Origin of the sequence: Clostridium estertheticum, assembly GCF_026650985.1 — a bacterium.
GTDB lineage: Bacteria > Bacillota > Clostridia > Clostridiales > Clostridiaceae > Clostridium_AD > Clostridium_AD estertheticum_C.
On sequence record NZ_CP086239.1, the window covers coordinates 4,002,630 to 4,023,220 of the forward strand.

Genomic DNA, 20,591 nt, shown 5'->3' on the forward strand with positions numbered 1-20,591 from the left:
AATCAGTTTTAGTCTTTTTCTTTAATACGACAATTATATGTATTAATCTCTGTAATACTCTTGTATCGTAAACTTTCTTTATACTGACACACTAGGAATAGTATACCTATCAAAATTAATTAATTCTATCTATTACTAACAAGTAAAATATATGCCCCTACATTAATTAGAAAAGTAAATGAAGAGGCCTTAACCATTTTATATTAGAAAGTTGGTAGATTATCTAAATTATCTTCTGTAGTACTATTTGGTGATGACTTTATAACATCATTTCCATTTTTATTTTTACCAACGATTACTGACTCTACTGTCCCTACCTTTGCTAAAGCTACCGCTTTGCTCGCATCCAATTCTTCACCAGCACTAGTTAATACATTTGTAATATCTCCATCTGCATTTTTTCTAACCTTAACTATCTTCATAAAAATACATCTCCTCATCAATTAGTATAAGTATAGTTCAATTGTTAACATTTTTTACTACCCAATTGCTCCACACGTTAACTTTTACACTACATGTTTAGTATTTCCCTTATTGCTAATATTTTATTACTACAAATTATATTAATTATTATTTATATTTTTTTACTCAACTTATTGGACTTTTAAATCCATTACCCTGAACCTCAGCTATATCTATTATAGAAATAAACGCTCCTTGATCTATTGATTTTATTACTCTTTTAATTTGTGGTAATTGTCCTAAGGAAACAACGCAATACATTATATTTTTCTTATGACCAGTGTATGCACCTTCTCCGTATAATAGAGTTACTCCTCTATGGCAATTATCCATTATCGCATCACTTACTTCTTTTTCTTTTTCTGATACAATTAGAAGCATTTTCCGACGATTTAACCCATTAACAACTTTTTCCATGACAGTAGAATTAATATACATAGAAATTAAAGTATATAATCCAACTCTAAAATTAAATATTACAGATCCAACAGCCACAATCAAAACATTTATCGCAAAAATTACTGTGCCTACTTCTATCCCATATTTCTTTTTAGCATATACAGCTACAATATCCAGGCCCCCTGTAGATCCTTCATTAGAAAAAATAATTCCAAGACCTATCCCTGAAAGCGCTCCCCCATATATACAATATAGTAGCCTATAAGACTCCTCAACCGGGGCGAGAACATTATTTAAAGGTGATGTAATAGTCAAAAAAACTGATAATGATATCGTTCCTAATATTGTAAACGCAGTGAATTTCTTATTTATTTTTAAAATACTTAATATAAGCAGTGGGATATTTAATACTAATATCGTAGCACCCATAGGAAGATTAAATATATACTGCAGCATTAACCCTATTCCCGAAATGCCTCCACTAAGAAGTTTATTTGGAATTACAAATAAATTTATTGCAACAGCTAAAATTAAACTTCCTAAAATAATAAGAAATATTTTTTTAATTAAATCTTTTAAATCATTACTAGCTATCCTTTGCATAGCTTATCCTCCTTATCTTATACTTGACTAGCATACAACTATTGATTGTTTTATGCCCTGCTTTTTATATTCGATATAATTATATACCATTTAATCCTTAAAATATAAAATACAACTGTTTTATACTTTAACATCTTATTAATTTAAACAAACTATTTATTTTAGCAAAATAAAAATATTTATGATACACTTAAGTGAGGTGATTTTATGAATAATTTATTAAATAATTGGAATGAACTTTTATTAGATGAAGTTAATAAAGATTATTATTTGAAATTGAAATACTTTTTAAAAGAAGAATATGAAAGTTCTTTAATATATCCTGAATTAAAAGATGTATTTAATGCACTTAAATATACTTCGTATGCTGAAGTAAATGTTGTTATACTTGGTCAAGACCCTTACCATGGTCCTAGTCAAGCTCATGGCTTAAGTTTTTCTGTAAAGCCAGGAGTAAGGATTCCCCCTTCATTATTAAATATATATAAAGAATTAAATACCGATTTAGGTTGTTATATACCAAACACCGGTTATTTAAAAAAATGGGCTGATCAAGGCGTTTTATTATTAAATACAGTCCTTACCGTTAGGTCCGGAGAAGCTAATTCTCATAGAAACAAAGGTTGGGAAAATTTCACTGATAGAATTATCACTTTGTTAAATGAAAAAACAAAACCTATAGTTTTTATTTTATGGGGTAATAATGCTCAATCTAAACAATCTCTTTTAACAAACCCAATACATTACATAATAAAGTCTGCTCACCCAAGCCCATTATCTGCATACAGAGGTTTTTTTGACAGCAAACCTTTTTCTAAAACTAATGATTTTTTGATATCAGTAGGTGAAAAAGCCATTGACTGGCAAATTAATAATTATCCTAATAAAAAACACTAAAAAAAACGTCTTAGAATTATCTAAGACGTTTTTGGTGGCTAAACCCGGAATCGAACCAGGGACACGAGGATTTTCAGTCCTCTGCTCTACCGACTGAGCTATTTAGCCATAACCTGGCGACAACCTACTCTTCCACAAGGTCACCCCTGCAGTACCATCGGCGCATTGAAGCTTAACCTTCGTGTTCGGTATGGGAACGGGTGTTACCTTCAGGCCATAATCACCAGATGAGAATATAAATATTCTCTGAAAATTGCACAGTGTTTTCGCATTTTATTATTATATCTTGGTCAAGCCCTCGACTTATTAGTATTAGTCAGCTGAACATGTTACCATGCTTACACCTCTAACCTATCAACCTGGTGGTCTTCCAGGAGTCTTACTTACATCGCACTTACGTGCGAGTAATGGGAAATCTCATCTTAGGGTGGGCTTCACGCTTAGATGCTTTCAGCGTTTATCCCTTCCAAACATAGCTACCCAGCGATGCCACTGGCGTGACAACTGGTGCACCAGAGGTTTGTCCATCCCGGTCCTCTCGTACTAAGGACAGCTCCCTTCAAATTTCCTACGCCCGCGACGGATAGGGACCGAACTGTCTCACGACGTTCTGAACCCAGCTCGCGTGCCGCTTTAATGGGCGAACAGCCCAACCCTTGGGACCTACTTCAGCCCCAGGATGCGACGAGCCGACATCGAGGTGCCAAACCTCCCCGTCGATGTGGACTCTTGGGGGAGATCAGCCTGTTATCCCCGAGGTAGCTTTTATCCGTTGAGCGATGGCCCTCCCACGAGGTACCACCGGATCACTAAGCCCGACTTTCGTCCCTGCTCCACTTGTAAGTGTCGCAGTCAGGCTCCCTTCTGCCTTTGCACTCTTCGCGCGATTTCCAACCGCGCTGAGGGAACCTTTGGGCGCCTCCGTTACTCTTTCGGAGGCGACCGCCCCAGTCAAACTGCCCACCTAACAATGTCCTGTGACCAGATTCATGGCCTCCAGTTAGAACCTCAGTACTGTCAGGGTGGTATCCCAAGGATGACTCCACACAGGCTGACGCCCATGTATCGTAGTCTCCCACCTATCCTGTACAGACAATACCGAAATTCAATGCTAAGCTACAGTAAAGCTCTACGGGGTCTTTCCGTCCAATCGCGGGTATCCAGCATCTTCACTGGAACTACAATTTCGCCGGATGTACTGTTGAGACAGTGCCCAAATCATTACGCCATTCGTGCGGGTCGGAACTTACCCGACAAGGAATTTCGCTACCTTAGGACCGTTATAGTTACGGCCGCCGTTTACTGGGGCTTAAGTTCATAGCCTCGCCAAGAGCAAGCTCTCAGCTAACTAATCCCCTTAACCTTCCAGCACCGGGCAGGCGTCAGCCCCTATACATCAGCTTTCGCTTTAGCAGAGACCTGTGTTTTTGCTAAACAGTTGCTTGGGCCTATTCTCTGCGACCTACTTACGTAGGCACCCCTTCTCCCGAAGTTACGGGGTCAATTTGCCGAGTTCCTTAACAGTAATTCTTCCGATGGTCTTAGGATTCTCTCCTCACCTACCTGTGTCGGTTTGCGGTACGGGCACCAATATCCTCGATAGAGACTTTTCTTGGCAGCGTGGAATCAGATACTTCAGCAATAAATTGCCTTCCCCATTACATCTCAGCGTTAAGAGCAAACGGATTTGCCTGCTTGCTCCGCCTAAATGCTTAGACACACATCCAATAGTGTGCACATCTTATCCTCCTGCGTCATCCCATTTCTAATAACGTCCATTGGTGGTATCGGAATATCAACCGATTGTCCATCACCTACGCCTTTCGGCCTCGGCTTAGGTCCCGACTAACCCTGAGAGGACGAGCCTTCCTCAGGAAACCTTAGGTTTTCGACCGTTAAGATTCTCACTTAACTCTCGCTACTCATGCCAACATTCTCACTTCTGTACCGTCCACCACTCCTTACGGTATGACTTCAGCCAGTACAGAAAGCTCCTCTACCGCTTACACAATTGTGTAAACCCATAGCTTCGGTGGTAAGTTTTAGCCCCGGACATCTTCGGCGCAGGATCTCTTGACTAGTGAGCTATTACGCACTCTTTGAATGAGTGGCTGCTTCTGAGCCAACATCCTAGTTGTCTTAGAAATCCCACATCCTTTTCCACTTAACTTACACTTTGGGACCTTAGCTGATGGTCTGGGCTGTTTCCCTTTTGACTACGGATCTTATCATTCGCAGTCTGACTGCCGAAATAAAAGTATATGGCATTCGGAGTTTGATAGGGTTCAGTAACTGTTGTCAGCCCCTAGCCCATTCAGTGCTCTACCTCCATTACTCAATTAATCGACGCTAGCCCTAAAGCTATTTCGAGGAGAACCAGCTATCTCCGAGTTCGATTGGAATTTCTCCGCTATCCACAGCTCATCCCATGGTTTTTCAACACCAACGTGGTTCGGACCTCCACGGAATTTTACTTCCGCTTCATCCTGGCCATGGATAGGTCACCCGGTTTCGGGTCTACGACATGCAACTAGAACGCCCTATTCAGACTCGGTTTCCCTTCGGCTCCGTACCTTAAGTACTTAACCTTGCTACATATCGTAACTCGTTGGCTCGTTCTACAAAAAGCACGCCGTCACACATAAAAAGTGCTTCGACCGGTTGTAGGCACACGGTTTCAGGTTCTATTTCACTCCCCTTCCGGGGTTCTTTTCACCTTTCCCTCACGGTACTTCTTCACTATCGGTCACTAGGTAGTATTTAGCCTTGGGAGGTGGTCCTCCCAGCTTCCCACAAGGTTTCACGTGTCTCGTGGTACTCTGGATTAGATCTGACTGTTCTTCCTTTTCATTTACAGGCCTATTACCTTCTGCGGAGCAGCTTTCCAGCTATCTTCAATTAAAGAATTGCAGTATTTATGATCTATCCTCAACCCCTAAGTCAAAGACTTAGGTTTGGGCTCTTTCCCTTTCGCTCGCCGCTACTTAGGAAATCGATATTTCTTTCTCTTCCTCCGGGTACTTAGATGTTTCAGTTCCCCGGGTGTACCTCTGCATACCTATTTATTCAGTATGCAGTACATAGTTGTTACTATGTGGGTTCCCCCATTCGGAAATCTTTGGATCACAGGCTATTTGCGCCTACCCAAAGCTTATCGCAGCTTAACGCGTCCTTCTTCGGCTCCTAGTGCCAAGGCATTCGCCATGCGCCCTTTGTAGCTTGACCTTTGATTCTGTCTATTTACATAGACGTCTTGTTACTTAATATTAATTTTGCGAAATCATAATAAATTAACTTATAACCACTTACTCGTATTTTACAATACGCAAGGTGGATCTAAATCTTTTTAAAATAACTTTATACACTGTGCAATTTTCAAAGAACATTTTAAGAAAAACTATTAATTAATTGACTCCTAAGAGTTAATATAATTAGTCTCTCAAAATTAAACAGAGAAATAGGAACGAGTAATTACAATAGATATTTTGAAGAATAATTAAATTCTTCTATTATAAAGACCGAAGTCTCTATATCTACTCCCTAGAAAGGAGGTGATCCAGCCGCAGGTTCTCCTACGGCTACCTTGTTACGACTTCACCCCAATCATCGATCCCACCTTCGGCCGCTGGCTCCTTACGGTTACCTCACGGACTTCGGGTGTTACCAACTCTCATGGTGTGACGGGCGGTGTGTACAAGGCCCGGGAACGTATTCACCGCGACATGCTGATTCGCGATTACTAGCAACTCCGGCTTCATGTAGGCGAGTTGCAGCCTACAATCCGAACTGGGATGAGTTTTTGAGTTTGGCTCCACCTTGCGGTCTTGCATCTCTTTGTACTCACCATTGTAGCACGTGTGTAGCCCTAGACATAAGGGGCATGATGATTTGACGTCATCCCCACCTTCCTCCCGGTTAACCCGGGCAGTCTCACTAGAGTGCTCAACTTAATGGTAGCAACTAATGATAAGGGTTGCGCTCGTTGCGGGACTTAACCCAACATCTCACGACACGAGCTGACGACAACCATGCACCACCTGTCACCTTGTCCCGAAGGACTTCACTCATCTCTGAGTTATGCAAGGGATGTCAAGTCTAGGTAAGGTTCTTCGCGTTGCTTCGAATTAAACCACATGCTCCGCTGCTTGTGCGGGCCCCCGTCAATTCCTTTGAGTTTTAATCTTGCGATCGTACTCCCCAGGCGGAATACTTAATGTGTTAACGGCGGCACCGAGGTTCGACCCCCGACACCTAGTATTCATCGTTTACGGCGTGGACTACCAGGGTATCTAATCCTGTTTGCTCCCCACGCTTTCATGCCTCAGCGTCAGTTACAGTCCAGTAAGTCGCCTTCGCCACTGGTGTTCTTCCTAATCTCTACGCATTTCACCGCTACACTAGGAATTCCACTTACCTCTCCTGCACTCTAGACACCCAGTTTCAAATGCAGCACCCAAGTTAAGCTCGGGTATTTCACATCTGACTTAAATGTCCGCCTACGCATCCTTTACGCCCAGTAAATCCGGACAACGCTTGCCACCTACGTATTACCGCGGCTGCTGGCACGTAGTTAGCCGTGGCTTCCTCCTCTGGTACCGTCATTATCGTCCCAGAAGACAGAACTTTACAACCCGAAGGCCTTCATCATTCACGCGGCGTTGCTGCGTCAGGGTTTCCCCCATTGCGCAATATTCCCCACTGCTGCCTCCCGTAGGAGTCTGGACCGTGTCTCAGTTCCAATGTGGCCGATCACCCTCTCAGGTCGGCTACGCATCGTTGCCTTGGTGGGCCTTTACCTCACCAACTAGCTAATGCGCCGCGGGTCCATCTCAAAGTGAAATTCCGAAAAATTCCTTTGATGTTAAGATCATGCGATCAAAACATATTATGCGGTATTAATCTCCCTTTCGGGAGGCTATTCCCCTCTTTGAGGCAGGTTACCCACGTGTTACTCACCCGTCCGCCGCTAATTGATCCCGAAGGATCGCATCGCTCGACTTGCATGTGTTAGGCACGCCGCCAGCGTTCGTCCTGAGCCAGGATCAAACTCTCAATTTAAAAGTTTACACTTTTTTAGTTGAAATAATTAATCTGCGCCAACTGTTAAGTTGGTTAGCAAGCTCATTACATACTTTTTAGTCTTACGACTAAAATATTACTTTTACTAAAGTAATTGACTGGTTAAAATAAAATATTATTTTATTTCTTTACCTATTTCTCTGTTTAATTTTCAAAGACCAATTTGCTTTGTCATCATGTGACGACTTCTACTATTATATCTGTTGTTTAATCGTTTGTCAATAGTATTTTACTTTTTTAAAATTAAGTTTTTTACTATTTTGATTAATGTTTCATTGCAAAACAGCATCAACATGTAATATCTTATCATAATTATTTTTATCCGTTTTATGGTATATATTATTTAAGACAACATAAGTACATAATAATCTTATTTTCTTACTTATTCTACGTTTCTCTCATGTTGATACACTAGGACTAGTATACACATCTATTAACATAAATTCAAAGTTTCCACTGCAATCAAGATATGATTTGAATTATATTTAGTTAATTAAATATTTTTCACCTTATAAAAAACCATGTGATCTCTCCATTCACCATTAATGTATAAATATTTTTCACTTATACCAAGTTCCTTAAATCCACAATTTTTTAAAACTCTTTGTGACTTTTCATTATTTATCAAAGTACTAGCTTCGACTCTATGTAATTCTAATTCCTCAAATGCATATGTTACTACAAGTTTAACAGCCTCCTTCATATATCCCTTATTTTGTTCTTCCTCATCCATAGAATATCCTATAAAGGCATTTTTAAAAACACCAATAACTATATTCGATATTCTTATTTTCCCAATAAGTTTCTTATCCTTATATATTCCAAAATTAACACCACTACCATTTAAAAATTGTTTATAACCCTCTGTTAAAGTACGTTTTTGATTGTCTAAAGTATAAAATGTTTCATCCCTAACCGGTTCAAAACAACTCAAATATTGTCTATTCCTTAAATGAAACTCTAATACCTCTTTCGCATCCCCTGGAGTCAATGCCCGAATACTAATATTCCTACCTTTAATATCTAAATCCCTCCTTATTAAATTCTTATTAAATCTAAAGGCGTTTATACCAAACATCACTTCTGATTGATAATCGGATTTATTTACCACACTATCAGTTATTATACCCTCTAATTCAAATCCTAGATCAGTAAATGCACTTACATTTATATTTTCATCAGCAATAACATCCACTTTGTTTATTCCCATGTTTTTAAACAAAATATTCAGCATGAGATTTAATGTATCTTTTAAATACTCGTAACTTCCATTGGTATGTTTATGAAATTTTATTCTAAATTGGCAAAACTTGTTTTCTTTATCTAATTCAACTATAAATATTCTTCCCAGTATAATATAATTATTATCTTTTATAATATACTCTCTCTCGTTACCCTTTAAAGCTTCTAAATTAACATACTTACCTTTGTTCATTTTTAACCCCTTTGTCTACAATAATAGTAATTTAGATCATAAATATATTCATTAACAAAAATAACAAAAGGTGCTTAAACTTACACCCTTGTTTATTTCTCATAATAAAACTATTAAATATTAACCTTTTTTATTAAATCCTTAATCACTTCACCACCAATTATCATTCCTGCCACTGGTGGAACAAAAGATATACTACCCGGGATCTGTCTTTTCATAGCACATTTCTTTGAACCCCCGGTACATACACAACCTTCTTTACATGTTATAACCTCGTCTGACTTTGGTTTTATAGGAACTTCCTGTGAATAAACCACCTTTAATTTGTCGATATTTCTCTTCCTAAGTTCCTGCCTCATAACCCTTGCAAGCGGACATACTTTTGTATCATAAATATCTACAACTCTAAATAAAGTTGGGTCCAATTTATTACCTGTTCCAAGGCAGCATATAATTTTAATGCCCTGCTTCGTGCAATACTCAACTAAAGATATTTTTGAAGCTACAGTATCAATAGCATCTACTACATAATCTGTATCTTCAGTAATTATATCTCCCATATTATCTGCTGTCACAAATGTTTCATAAGTAATAACTTCACACTTAGGATTTATTTCGAGTATTCTATCCTTCATTACTAAAACCTTACTTTTACCTATAGTTTTATATGTAGCATGAATTTGCCTATTTAAATTTGTTAAACATATTGTATCATCATCTATTAATACTATTTTTCCAATGCCTGCTCTTACTAATGCTTCGACGGTATAACTACCAACTCCACCTATCCCAAATACTACTACCTTACTCTCTTTTAACTTATTTAGGCTATCCATGCCTATAAGTAACTCTGTTCTTGACAATGCATGCTGTGGCATATGTTTTTTCTCCTTCAAAATATATTTTATTGTAAATGTTTTATACTTTTTATTACTTTCTTATTTATTAATTAATAATAATTTGATATCATCATCTAATTATACCCCAAATAATTATAAAGACCACGCATATGCGTGGCCTTTATAATTATTTGAACAGTTCATTTTTACCATTACATAAAATTATAATTCATGTACAAATATTCCACTTTGTAATTTTGGTTCAAACCAAGTTGATTTAGGAGGCATTGTTTCGCCTGCATTCGCTATATCGATAAGATCGTCCATAGTTGTAGGACACATAGAAAATGCAACTTTCATACCACACCTAACTCTTCTTTCAAGTTCCCCAAGCCCTCTGATACCACCTACAAAATCAATTCTAGAGTTTGTTGTTGGGTCATCGATTCCTAGAATCGGATTTAATAAATTCTTCTGCAAAATTGATACATCTAATCTTTCTACTGGATCATTCAAATTAAAAGTTCCTTCTTTAGCCTCTAATTTATACCATTTTCCCTCTAAAAACATCCCATATGTCCTTTGTACTTTTGGCTTAAATTGACCAATACCATCAAAGGTCGTAATATTAAATTTCTCAGAAACTTTATTCATAAATTCATCGAAAGAGTTTCCAAACAAATCTGCAACCACTCGATTATAGTCCATTACATATAAATCATTATCTGGAAATATAACCGATAAGAAGTAGTTAAATTCCTCATCACCAGTATAGGATAGCTTATCTTTTCTTCGCTTTAATCCGACTTTGACAGCAGAAGCTGATCTATGATGTCCGTCGGCTATATATAAATAGTCGATCTTTACGAATATATCAGATAGTTTATTTATAATAGCTTCCTCATTAATAACCCAAATGATTTGTGACACACCGTCTTCTGATTTATAATCATATAATGGAGATTTTGTTTCAGTCCAATTTTTTACTATACCATCTACTTCATCTTTATGTCTATATGTTAAGAATATTGGACCAGTATTACAGTTTGTATAATCAACATGATTAAATCTATCAAGCTCTTTATCCGCTCTTGTTAACTCATGTTTTTTAATTGTGTCTTTAATATAATCATCTATTGATGCACAAGCAACTATACCTGTTTGAGACCTTCCATCCATTATTTGTCTATAAATGTACATGCATGGTTTTTCATCTTGAATATATACTTTATCACTAATCATCTTTTGAAGATTTTCTCTAGCCTTTAAATAAACTTGCTTATCGTGTACATCTATACCTTTTGGTAAATCTACCTCTGCTTTATCAACATGTAAAAATGAATAAGGTTTCCCCTTTACCATTTCTCTGGCCTCTTCACTATCCATAACATCATAAGGAAGAGCTGCTACTTTTTCTACTAAATCTAATTGTGGTCTGTATGCTTTAAAAGGCCTTACTATAGCCATAATTGTTCCTCCCGTGATCAATCATTTTATTTGAAAAAGTTAATAATAATTTCCATTATTTCAGTACCTATTCTTGTTTGAGCTTCCTTTGTAGCAGCCCCTATATGTGGTGTTACAGAAACTTTTGGATGATTAACTAAAGCTTCATTTTTTGTTGGTTCCTCAACATAAACGTCCACACCAGCTCCTGCTAATTTACCATTGTCTAACGCTTCTACTAAAGCAGCCTCATCAACTACTCCACCCCTAGCACAGTTAATTAAAAATGCACCATCCTTCATCATTGCTAATTGATCTTTTCCTATAGTAGCTCCGCTCTCTTTAATAAATGGTATATGCAATGATACATAATCTGATTTTTTTAATACATCATTTAACTCTAAGTACTCATACTCATCAAAACCCTTAGCTTTCCCTATTATATCTGTATATATAACTGTCATACCAAGTGCAGATGCTTTTTTGGCTAACTCTTTAGATATTCTTCCAAATCCTATTAGCCCTAATGTCTTGCCACCTATCTCTACACCAGTATATTTTTTCTTGTCCCACGTGCCTTGTCTCATAGCTACATTCGAAATATTAACAAATCTTGATACCGCAAACATATGTGCAAGTGCAAGTTCAGCAACAGATGCACTACTTGCATTAGGCGTATTAGTGACTTTTATTCCTTTTTCCTCGGCATATACTACATCAATGTTATCAACGCCTACTCCCCCACGAATTATAAGCTTTAATTTTCCTGATTCTGCTGCTTTATCAATTATTGGCTTTCTAACCTTTGTTGCAGACCTAACTACAATTACATCAAAGTTTTTTAATTCCTCACCTAAAAATTCTGGTTCATAAAATTTTTCAACAACTTCAAATCCCTTATTTTTTAACTCCTCAATTGCACCTTTTTCCATACCATCAGTAACTAATACTCTAATCATTAAAATCCTCCTCTATACATAAAATGTTTTATACCTCATTAAAGTTAAATTAAGAATGAAAAATCACAATATAATTTTTCATTCTTAATTTTTTTTATTATTTATTATTTATTAAAGTCCTAGAATATCATTAATTATTGCCAATAAACCCTTTACTTCTTCTGGCGTAGTTTCAGCCATATGAGCAATTCTAAATGTCTTATCTTTTAACTTTCCATAACCATTAGAAATCATAAATCCTTTTTCTCCTAATTTCTTGTTTAAATCAGAAATATTAATTTCTTTTGTGTTTTTAATAGCAGTTACTGTATTTGACAGAAAGTTTTCATCAGGAAATATTGCGAAGTATTTTCTAGCCCATTCGCGAACAAGCTCGGCACCAGCTATATGCCTAGCATATCTATTCTCTAATCCTTCTTCTAATATCTTATCTAATTGATAATCTAAAGCAAACATATGTGATAGGGATGGAGTAGATGGATATTGATAATCCTTCTTTTGTATACACTCATATAGTCCTAATAAATCGAAATATACCCCTCTATTTGTAACTTGTTTAGCTCTTTCTACTGCTTTTTTTGAAAATGTACAAATAGACATTCCTGCAGGTAATCCTAAACATTTTTGAGTTGAAGTTATACAAATATCAATCGCCCAATCATCTACTTTTACTTCTGTTCCAGCAGCATTACTCACCGTATCTACGCATACTACAACATCAGGATATTTTTTATAAACTGATGAAAGATCTTCCATATTATTCATAAGACCTGTTGAAGTCTCATTCATAGTAATAGTTATTAAATCATATTTCCCTGTTTGTAATACTTCTTCAATCATTTCTTTAGTTGTTGGCATGCCCCATTCAGATTCGAATTTATCCGCTGGTACCCCATTCGCAGTACACATTTGAAACCATCTGTTTCCAAATGCCCCAACTGAAAATATTGCTGCCCTTTTTGCTGTACATGAACGAACAGCACCTTCCATTAGTCCACTTCCTGAACTAGTTGAAAGTAGTATTTCTTCTTTAGTATTAAATACCTTTCTCATTTTATCGCTTATGTTCCTTTGTAATGTTGATGCTTCTTTACCTCTATGTGATATTTGAGGAGTAGCCATTTTTTGAAGTACATCTTCTGCTACTTCTACTGGTCCCGGTATAAATAATCTTTTATGCATATTCAACCTCCAAATTTCTATTATTATAATTTTTTATTCATATTTTTATTATTATTGAATTATAACACTTATTTTAGCACTTAAGTATATATTTCTCAATGTAATAAAAACAAAGATTATAATTATGTTACTTGATATTATATCAAAATTGTATTCATTTACATATAATATTCAGTCCTATGTATAAAACCTATAAAGGCAATAATATTTATTTTATCTAATTGAACACCATATAACAAAGCATATCTGTTATATGGTGTTAATGCTAGAAATTCTATTTGGAATATACTATTAAATCATCTCCTGCGAAGTCGGGATATTAACCTTGATCTAATCCAGCTAAAACTTTATCGTACAAATTAACTTCACACTTATTATTTTTTAAATGCTGGCAATTGTCACAACTTTTACTATATACATTACCTATTGAAGACTGAAATCCCGTTCCTATTGAGTCATATCCATTACAACTATTTGCTACATGTGTCATCTGTTCTATATTTGGCATAATATTAAACCTCCTAAAATTTAAAATTTAGTTAATGTCTATTTATTATTTCCCTAACTTCATCAAATAAACCCTCTTCACATTTTTATTATTTAAATTAATTTTTAAAATTTTAAATAAAAAAAGCTACTAAAACATAAAATGTTCTAATAGCTTGCATATGTTATTTTTTTACCATTTAAATAACATCTAAATATTTTATTAATGGGTTTCCCACCAATAATCTTTTATATTAATTATAGACTCAGTTTCTCTACAATACTTCGTAGTTAAACACTGTCTTAAATTCCTTGGACATCTTTTACATACACAATCCGTTACTTCGCCACTACACTGTTTTGTTAAAGCTTCAGGGCAGTGAATACAATTGTCTCCACCTACAGCCATTTTATCACCTACCGTTTTAGTTAAAACTATTTTATCAATAGTTTAAATATTATTTTCATTATTTTCATTGTTTTCATTATCTTCTGTCTTGTAAATCGTTCTGTACTTAATCATTATTTCATTTAATATATCCGCTACTATTGGTGGCGTATACGTAATTGCATTCGCACCAGCTCTTATAGTTTCTCTTATAGTTTCATTATTGGGGCCTCCAGTTGCAATTATTGGAAAGTTAGGATGTTTTTCTCTTATTTTACTAACTATATAAGCCGTTTTTTTAGCGCCTGAAACATTAATTATAGTAGCTCCTGCTCTTATTCGCGCCTCTATGTCTTCAAATTCTGATACAACTGTAACTATTATTGGAATATCTATAGTTTCCCTTACCTGTGTTATAACTTCATTAGATATTGGACTATTAACAACTATCCCCATTGCACCTTTAAATTCAGCATCTAATGCTAAATTTGTTACTCTCTTCCCAGTAGTAATTCCTCCTCCAACACCACAAAATACTGGTACATCAGCAGCAAGTACCAAGGCTTCCGTTATTATAGGCTGAGGTGTAAATGGATATACTGCAATAATTGCATCAGCGTTTGTATTTCTTATAACAGCTACATCTGTAGTAAAAACAAAAGATTTTAATCTTTTACCAAATATTACAATCCCAGTGGCATCTCTAATAGCCGTTGGTAGCTCTATCATGTGTCTCCTCAAATTTCCTGTTATCTGAGGCGCTTTTTGATACATAGTTTTTTCTTTAACTTCTTTTTCCATTTTAATTTCTCTCCCCTCTATTTGTTATCCAATATTTAATCACTTTTACTTTATATCGCATCTATAAGCCTTTTCGCCAGTATAATTAATCTCCTTTAATAATTTTCTTACAACTCTCTTACCTATTTCATCTTCACTCATTTCACATATAGCATCATCTATGTTTTCCCAATCAGCCCAATCAACTTCAGGCGATTTCTTTATATTTCCTTCAACATACTTAGCCATAAATGTTAGCATTATAATTTCTTTAGAAGCTAAATAATCACTCCCCAAATATTTAATTTTTCCAACAGTTATTCCTGTTTCTTCTTTAACTTCTCTATATACAGTCTCTTCAACAGATTCTCCATTAGTTACATATCCCGATACTAATACCTTTGAATTTTTAAAAGTATAATTTTGTTTGAGAAGTAAGATTTCTTTACCCTTCATAACTGCAACTACTACGCATGGTTTAGGTGTGTCAAAATACATATTATCATCAACAGGGCAATATGGAACTGCCCCTTCATCCCAACTATCTTTTTCAATTAATTTTGTTCCACAAATTGGACAATATATAAATCTCAAATTCTCCCCCCTCTTAATGCCTATGTTATTAGTTTAATCCTATTTAGGCTTTAATTCAATTAAAACAAATATCAATAAACCTCTTAGTAATCTTATAATTATAAAACAATCTCAACAGATTTGCTTAAGGTTATGTAATTTTCACCAACTTCACATTCGTATACAAAAATATCTACACCACTTTTGTATGCAAATCGTAGTGCTTCACCAAAAGCTCCATCCATCTCATCATAAGGAGAGAAATTTTCTATATCACTCATTTGAATAAGAAATAGCACTCCAGCTCCTATTCCTATTTTTTTAACTTCTATAAGTTCCAATAAATGTTTTTTTCCCCTCTGCGTAGGCGCATCTGGAAACATACTTTTAGCATCTACTTCAAATGTTACCCCTTTTACTTCAAGATAATACTCCTCACCCATGTTATTAGATAGTTTAAAATCAAATCTACTATTTCCAAAAGTTTTTTCCCTCTGTATTATATTATATTTTACAAGTTTTTGTATCTTTTGCTCTTTTAACGCTTCATCAACAACTTTATTAGGAATTTGTGAATCTATGTTAATAATTTTATTACCTTTATATCCCCCAATTAAATCATATAAAGTCTTTCTACTTGGATTAAGCTCTTCTCTTAATAAAACTTTAGATCCTGGAACTAATATTTCTTTACATCTTCCCGTATTAGGAACATGTACTATTATTTCTTTTCCATTAAGATTTACATAAGCTTCAAACCTATTTGGTCTTCTAATAAACTCTGCAATAACTACTCTTTTACTTATAATCATAAATTTATCTCCATTTTTATAAATATACACTTATTTATGAAAATAATCAACATTATCCACAATCAAAACAGTATTATGTATAAATTCGATTATTACTTTATAAAATAAAAAAGCCCTTGCTTTAAAAGCAAGAGCTTTTTTATGATGACTCCTAGGGGAATTGAACCCCTGTTACCACCGTGAAAGGGTGGTGTCTTAACCGCTTGACCAAGGAGCCCTAAAAAATTTGGTGGCTTACCGGAGAATCGAACTCCGGACACCATGATTAAAAGTCATGTGCTCTACCAACTGAGCTAGTAAACCATAATGGCTGGGATAGCAGGATTTGAACCTACGAATGCCACAGTCAAAGTGTGGTGCCTTACCGCTTGGCGATATCCCAATATTTGGTGCGTCTTAAGGGATTCGAACCCCCGGCCCACGCCTTAGAAGGGCGTTGCTCTATCCAACTGAGCTAAAGACGCATATTAAATATAATGGAGCGGGTAGAGGGAATCGAACCCTCGTAATTAGCTTGGAAGGCTAACACTCTACCATTGAGTTATACCCGCTTAATTATGATGCAGGTGAAGGGAGTTGAACCCATACACCCGAAGGCGCTAGATCCTAAGTCTAGTGCGTCTGCCAATTCCGCCACACCTGCAAATATTTATGGTGACTCCTAGGGGAATTGAACCCCTGTTACCACCGTGAAAGGGTGGTGTCTTAACCGCTTGACCAAGGAGCCTTAAAAAATACTAAAATACTAAAATATTAGTATTTTAGTATTGACCTGGCGACAACCTACTCTCCCACAAGGTCACCCCTGCAGTACCATCGGCGCATTGAAGCTTAACCTTCGTGTTCGGTATGGGAACGGGTGTTACCTTCAGGCCATTATCACCAGATTTATTCCCAGAAATAATAATTGAGAATCTACCGTCGTTGACTACGGATATTCTATATAAATATATTCTCATCATCATTTCTATATAGAGAAGTTTTACTTTCTTTATAGAAAAGTATTCTCTCAAAATTGCACAGTTAGTTCGCAATATTAATATTAATTATTACTTATGTAATCTTGGTCAAGCCCTCGACTTATTAGTATTAGTCAGCTGAACATGTTACCATGCTTACACCTCTAACCTATCAACCTGGTGGTCTTCCAGGAGTCTTACTTACATCGCACTTACGTGCGAGTAATGGGAAATCTCATCTTAGGGTGGGCTTCACGCTTAGATGCTTTCAGCGTTTATCCCTTCCAAACATAGCTACCCAGCGATGCCACTGGCGTGACAACTGGTGCACCAGAGGTTTGTCCATCCCGGTCCTCTCGTACTAAGGACAGCTCCCTTCAAATTTCCTACGCCCGCGACGGATAGGGACCGAACTGTCTCACGACGTTCTGAACCCAGCTCGCGTGCCGCTTTAATGGGCGAACAGCCCAACCCTTGGGACCTACTTCAGCCCCAGGATGCGACGAGCCGACATCGAGGTGCCAAACCTCCCCGTCGATGTGGACTCTTGGGGGAGATCAGCCTGTTATCCCCGAGGTAGCTTTTATCCGTTGAGCGATGGCCCTCCCACGAGGTACCACCGGATCACTAAGCCCGACTTTCGTCCCTGCTCCACTTGTAAGTGTCGCAGTCAGGCTCCCTTCTGCCTTTGCACTCTTCGCGCGATTTCCAACCGCGCTGAGGGAACCTTTGGGCGCCTCCGTTACTCTTTCGGAGGCGACCGCCCCAGTCAAACTGCCCACCTAACAATGTCCTGTGACCAGATTCATGGCCTCCAGTTAGAACCTCAGTACTGTCAGGGTGGTATCCCAAGGATGACTCCACACAGGCTGACGCCCATGTATCGTAGTCTCCCACCTATCCTGTACAGACAATACCGAAATTCAATGCTAAGCTACAGTAAAGCTCTACGGGGTCTTTCCGTCCAATCGCGGGTATCCAGCATCTTCACTGGAACTACAATTTCGCCGGATGTACTGTTGAGACAGTGCCCAAATCATTACGCCATTCGTGCGGGTCGGAACTTACCCGACAAGGAATTTCGCTACCTTAGGACCGTTATAGTTACGGCCGCCGTTTACTGGGGCTTAAGTTCATAGCCTCGCCAAGAGCAAGCTCTCAGCTAACTAATCCCCTTAACCTTCCAGCACCGGGCAGGCGTCAGCCCCTATACATCAGCTTTCGCTTTAGCAGAGACCTGTGTTTTTGCTAAACAGTTGCTTGGGCCTATTCTCTGCGACCTACTTACGTAGGCACCCCTTCTCCCGAAGTTACGGGGTCAATTTGCCGAGTTCCTTAACAGTAATTCTTCCGATGGTCTTAGGATTCTCTCCTCACCTACCTGTGTCGGTTTGCGGTACGGGCACCAATATCCTCGATAGAGACTTTTCTTGGCAGCGTGGAATCAGATACTTCAGCAATAAATTGCCTTCCCCATTACATCTCAGCGTTAAGAGCAAACGGATTTGCCTGCTTGCTCCGCCTAAATGCTTAGACACACATCCAATAGTGTGCACATCTTATCCTCCTGCGTCATCCCATTTCTAATAACGTCCATTGGTGGTATCGGAATATCAACCGATTGTCCATCACCTACGCCTTTCGGCCTCGGCTTAGGTCCCGACTAACCCTGAGAGGACGAGCCTTCCTCAGGAAACCTTAGGTTTTCGACCGTTAAGATTCTCACTTAACTCTCGCTACTCATGCCAACATTCTCACTTCTGTACCGTCCACCACTCCTTACGGTATGACTTCAGCCAGTACAGAAAGCTCCTCTACCGCTTACACAATTGTGTAAACCCATAGCTTCGGTGGTAAGTTTTAGCCCCGGACATCTTCGGCGCAGGATCTCTTGACTAGTGAGCTATTACGCACTCTTTGAATGAGTGGCTGCTTCTGAGCCAACATCCTAGTTGTCTTAGAAATCCCACATCCTTTTCCACTTAACTTACACTTTGGGACCTTAGCTGATGGTCTGGGCTGTTTCCCTTTTGACTACGGATCTTATCATTCGCAGTCTGACTGCCGAAATAAAAGTATATGGCATTCGGAGTTTGATAGGGTTCAGTAACTGTTGTCAGCCCCTAGCCCATTCAGTGCTCTACCTCCATTACTCAATTAATCGACGCTAGCCCTAAAGCTATTTCGAGGAGAACCAGCTATCTCCGAGTTCGATTGGAATTTCTCCGCTATCCACAGCTCATCCCATGGTTTTTCAACACCAACGTGGTTCGGACCTCCACGGAATTTTACTTCCGCTTCATCCTGGCCATGGATAGGTCACCCGGTTTCGGGTCTACGACATGCAACTAGAACGCCCTATTCAGACTCGGTTTCCCTTCGGCTCCGTACCTTAAGTACTTAACCTTGCTACATATCGTAACTCGTTGGCTCGTTCTACAAAAAGCACGCCGTCACACATAAAAAGTGCTTCGACCGGTTGTAGGCACACGGTTTCAGGTTCTATTTCACTCCCCTTCCGGGGTTCTTTTCACCTTTCCCTCACGGTACTTCTTCACTATCGGTCACTAGGTAGTATTTAGCCTTGGGAGGTGGTCCTCCCAGCTTCCCACAAGGTTTCACGTGTCTCGTGGTACTCTGGATTAGATCTGACTGTTCTTCCTTTTCATTTACAGGCCTATTACCTTCTGCGGAGCAGCTTTCCAGCTATCTTCAATTAAAGAATTGCAGTATTTATGATCTATCCTCAACCCCTAAGTCAAAGACTTAGGTTTGGGCTCTTTCCCTTTCGCTCGCCGCTACTTAGGAAATCGATATTTCTTTCTCTTCCTCCGGGTACTTAGATGTTTCAGTTCCCCGGGTGTACCTCTGCATACCTATTTATTCAGTATGCAGTACATAGTTGTTACTATGTGGGTTCCCCCATTCGGAAATCTTTGGATCACAGGCTATTTGCGCCTACCCAAAGCTTATCGCAGCTTAACGCGTCCTTCTTCGGCTCCTAGTGCCAAGGCATTCGCCATGCGCCCTTTGTAGCTTGACCTTTGATTCTGTCTATTTGCATAGACGATTTTGTTTCTTAATATTAATTTTGCGAAATCATAATAAATTAACTTATAACCACTCACGTGGATCTAAATCTTTTTAAAATAACTTTATACACTGTGCAATTTTCAAAGAACATTTAAGAAAAACTATCATTAATTAGCTCCTAAGAGTTAATATAATTAGTCTCTCAAAATTAAACAGAGAAATAGGAACGAGTAATTACAATAGATATTTTGAAGAATAA

Annotated in this window: 13 protein-coding genes, 8 tRNA genes and 5 rRNA genes; 1 reads left to right on the forward strand and 25 read right to left on the reverse strand. The window is 37.7% G+C overall.

From position 1 onward, the window contains the following. Positions 1-203: 203 nt before the first annotated feature. Both LL038_RS19060 and LL038_RS19065 read right to left on the reverse strand, forming a co-directional pair. On the reverse strand, positions 204-422 hold the full coding sequence (locus LL038_RS19060) for a DUF3892 domain-containing protein (protein WP_216128193.1): 219 nt from the start codon (positions 420-422) through the stop codon (positions 204-206). A 166-nt stretch (positions 423-588) separates the two neighbouring features. Continuing rightward, positions 589-1,464 (reverse strand): YitT family protein, encoded by an 876-nt coding sequence (locus LL038_RS19065; RefSeq protein WP_216128191.1) that lies wholly within the window; start codon positions 1,462-1,464, stop codon positions 589-591. Between the two features lie 207 nt (positions 1,465-1,671). Between LL038_RS19065 and LL038_RS19070 the strand changes: the two genes are divergently transcribed. After that, the gene (locus tag LL038_RS19070; RefSeq protein WP_216128189.1) at positions 1,672-2,361 is read left to right on the forward strand and encodes a uracil-DNA glycosylase; all 690 of its coding nucleotides are present in this window, start codon (positions 1,672-1,674) and stop codon (positions 2,359-2,361) included. A gap of 32 nt (positions 2,362-2,393) precedes the next feature. Here the strand turns inward: LL038_RS19070 and LL038_RS19075 are convergent. From LL038_RS19075 to LL038_RS19185, 23 genes are all read right to left on the reverse strand, one after another. Beyond that, positions 2,394-2,469, reverse strand: a tRNA-Phe gene (locus LL038_RS19075). 3 nt (positions 2,470-2,472) lie between these two features. Continuing rightward, positions 2,473-2,589, reverse strand: a 5S ribosomal RNA gene (gene rrf, locus LL038_RS19080). Positions 2,590-2,647: 58 nt separating this feature from the next. Beyond that, positions 2,648-5,586 (reverse strand): 23S ribosomal RNA (locus LL038_RS19085). Between the two features lie 319 nt (positions 5,587-5,905). Further along, positions 5,906-7,419: ribosomal RNA gene (locus LL038_RS19090) — 16S ribosomal RNA — on the reverse strand. Together the 16S, 23S and 5S rRNA genes with 1 tRNA gene alongside form the textbook arrangement of a ribosomal RNA operon. A 514-nt stretch (positions 7,420-7,933) precedes the next feature. Further along, entirely contained in the window at positions 7,934-8,875 is a 942-nt protein-coding gene (locus LL038_RS19095) for a GNAT family N-acetyltransferase (protein ID WP_216127978.1), read from the reverse strand. A 113-nt stretch (positions 8,876-8,988) separates the two neighbouring features. After that, positions 8,989-9,753: a tRNA threonylcarbamoyladenosine dehydratase gene (locus LL038_RS19100; RefSeq protein WP_216127980.1), complete on the reverse strand. Its 765-nt coding sequence runs from the start codon at positions 9,751-9,753 to the stop codon at positions 8,989-8,991. Positions 9,754-9,936: 183 nt separating this feature from the next. Then, positions 9,937-11,181, reverse strand: coding sequence for a DUF1015 domain-containing protein (locus tag LL038_RS19105; protein ID WP_216127982.1), 1,245 nt, complete (start codon positions 11,179-11,181; stop codon positions 9,937-9,939). 26 nt (positions 11,182-11,207) lie between these two features. Then, positions 11,208-12,119: a D-2-hydroxyacid dehydrogenase gene (locus LL038_RS19110; protein ID WP_216127984.1), complete on the reverse strand. Its 912-nt coding sequence runs from the start codon at positions 12,117-12,119 to the stop codon at positions 11,208-11,210. A 111-nt stretch (positions 12,120-12,230) separates the two neighbouring features. After that, on the reverse strand, positions 12,231-13,301 hold the full coding sequence (locus tag LL038_RS19115) for a pyridoxal-phosphate-dependent aminotransferase family protein (protein WP_216127993.1): 1,071 nt from the start codon (positions 13,299-13,301) through the stop codon (positions 12,231-12,233). 319 nt (positions 13,302-13,620) lie between these two features. Continuing rightward, positions 13,621-13,809, reverse strand: coding sequence for a hypothetical protein (locus LL038_RS19120; protein WP_216127995.1), 189 nt, complete (start codon positions 13,807-13,809; stop codon positions 13,621-13,623). Positions 13,810-14,010: 201 nt separating this feature from the next. Further along, the gene (locus LL038_RS19125; protein WP_071610950.1) at positions 14,011-14,196 is read right to left on the reverse strand and encodes a hypothetical protein; all 186 of its coding nucleotides are present in this window, start codon (positions 14,194-14,196) and stop codon (positions 14,011-14,013) included. A 42-nt stretch (positions 14,197-14,238) separates the two neighbouring features. Further along, a complete protein-coding gene (locus tag LL038_RS19130; protein ID WP_216127997.1) occupies positions 14,239-14,976 on the reverse strand; it encodes a hydrolase in 738 nt (245 codons plus the stop codon). Positions 14,977-15,021: 45 nt separating this feature from the next. Continuing rightward, a complete protein-coding gene (locus LL038_RS19135) occupies positions 15,022-15,549 on the reverse strand; it encodes an NAD(+) diphosphatase (protein ID WP_216127999.1) in 528 nt (175 codons plus the stop codon). Positions 15,550-15,647: 98 nt separating this feature from the next. After that, positions 15,648-16,340: a DNA/RNA nuclease SfsA gene (gene sfsA, locus LL038_RS19140; protein WP_216128001.1), complete on the reverse strand. Its 693-nt coding sequence runs from the start codon at positions 16,338-16,340 to the stop codon at positions 15,648-15,650. Positions 16,341-16,485: 145 nt separating this feature from the next. Next, positions 16,486-16,557: transfer RNA gene (locus LL038_RS19145), tRNA-Glu, on the reverse strand. 10 nt (positions 16,558-16,567) lie between these two features. Continuing rightward, positions 16,568-16,643 (reverse strand) — tRNA-Lys (locus tag LL038_RS19150). 4 nt (positions 16,644-16,647) lie between these two features. Further along, positions 16,648-16,722, reverse strand: a tRNA-Gln gene (locus LL038_RS19155). Positions 16,723-16,727: 5 nt separating this feature from the next. Then, positions 16,728-16,804: transfer RNA gene (locus LL038_RS19160), tRNA-Arg, on the reverse strand. Between the two features lie 13 nt (positions 16,805-16,817). Continuing rightward, positions 16,818-16,891: transfer RNA gene (locus LL038_RS19165), tRNA-Gly, on the reverse strand. A 10-nt stretch (positions 16,892-16,901) separates the two neighbouring features. Next, positions 16,902-16,983 (reverse strand) — tRNA-Leu (locus tag LL038_RS19170). Positions 16,984-16,992: 9 nt separating this feature from the next. Next, positions 16,993-17,067 (reverse strand) — tRNA-Glu (locus LL038_RS19175). Positions 17,068-17,110: 43 nt separating this feature from the next. After that, positions 17,111-17,227 (reverse strand): 5S ribosomal RNA (gene rrf / locus LL038_RS19180). Between the two features lie 176 nt (positions 17,228-17,403). Further along, positions 17,404-20,342: ribosomal RNA gene (locus LL038_RS19185) — 23S ribosomal RNA — on the reverse strand. Between the last annotated feature and the right edge of the window lie 249 nt (positions 20,343-20,591).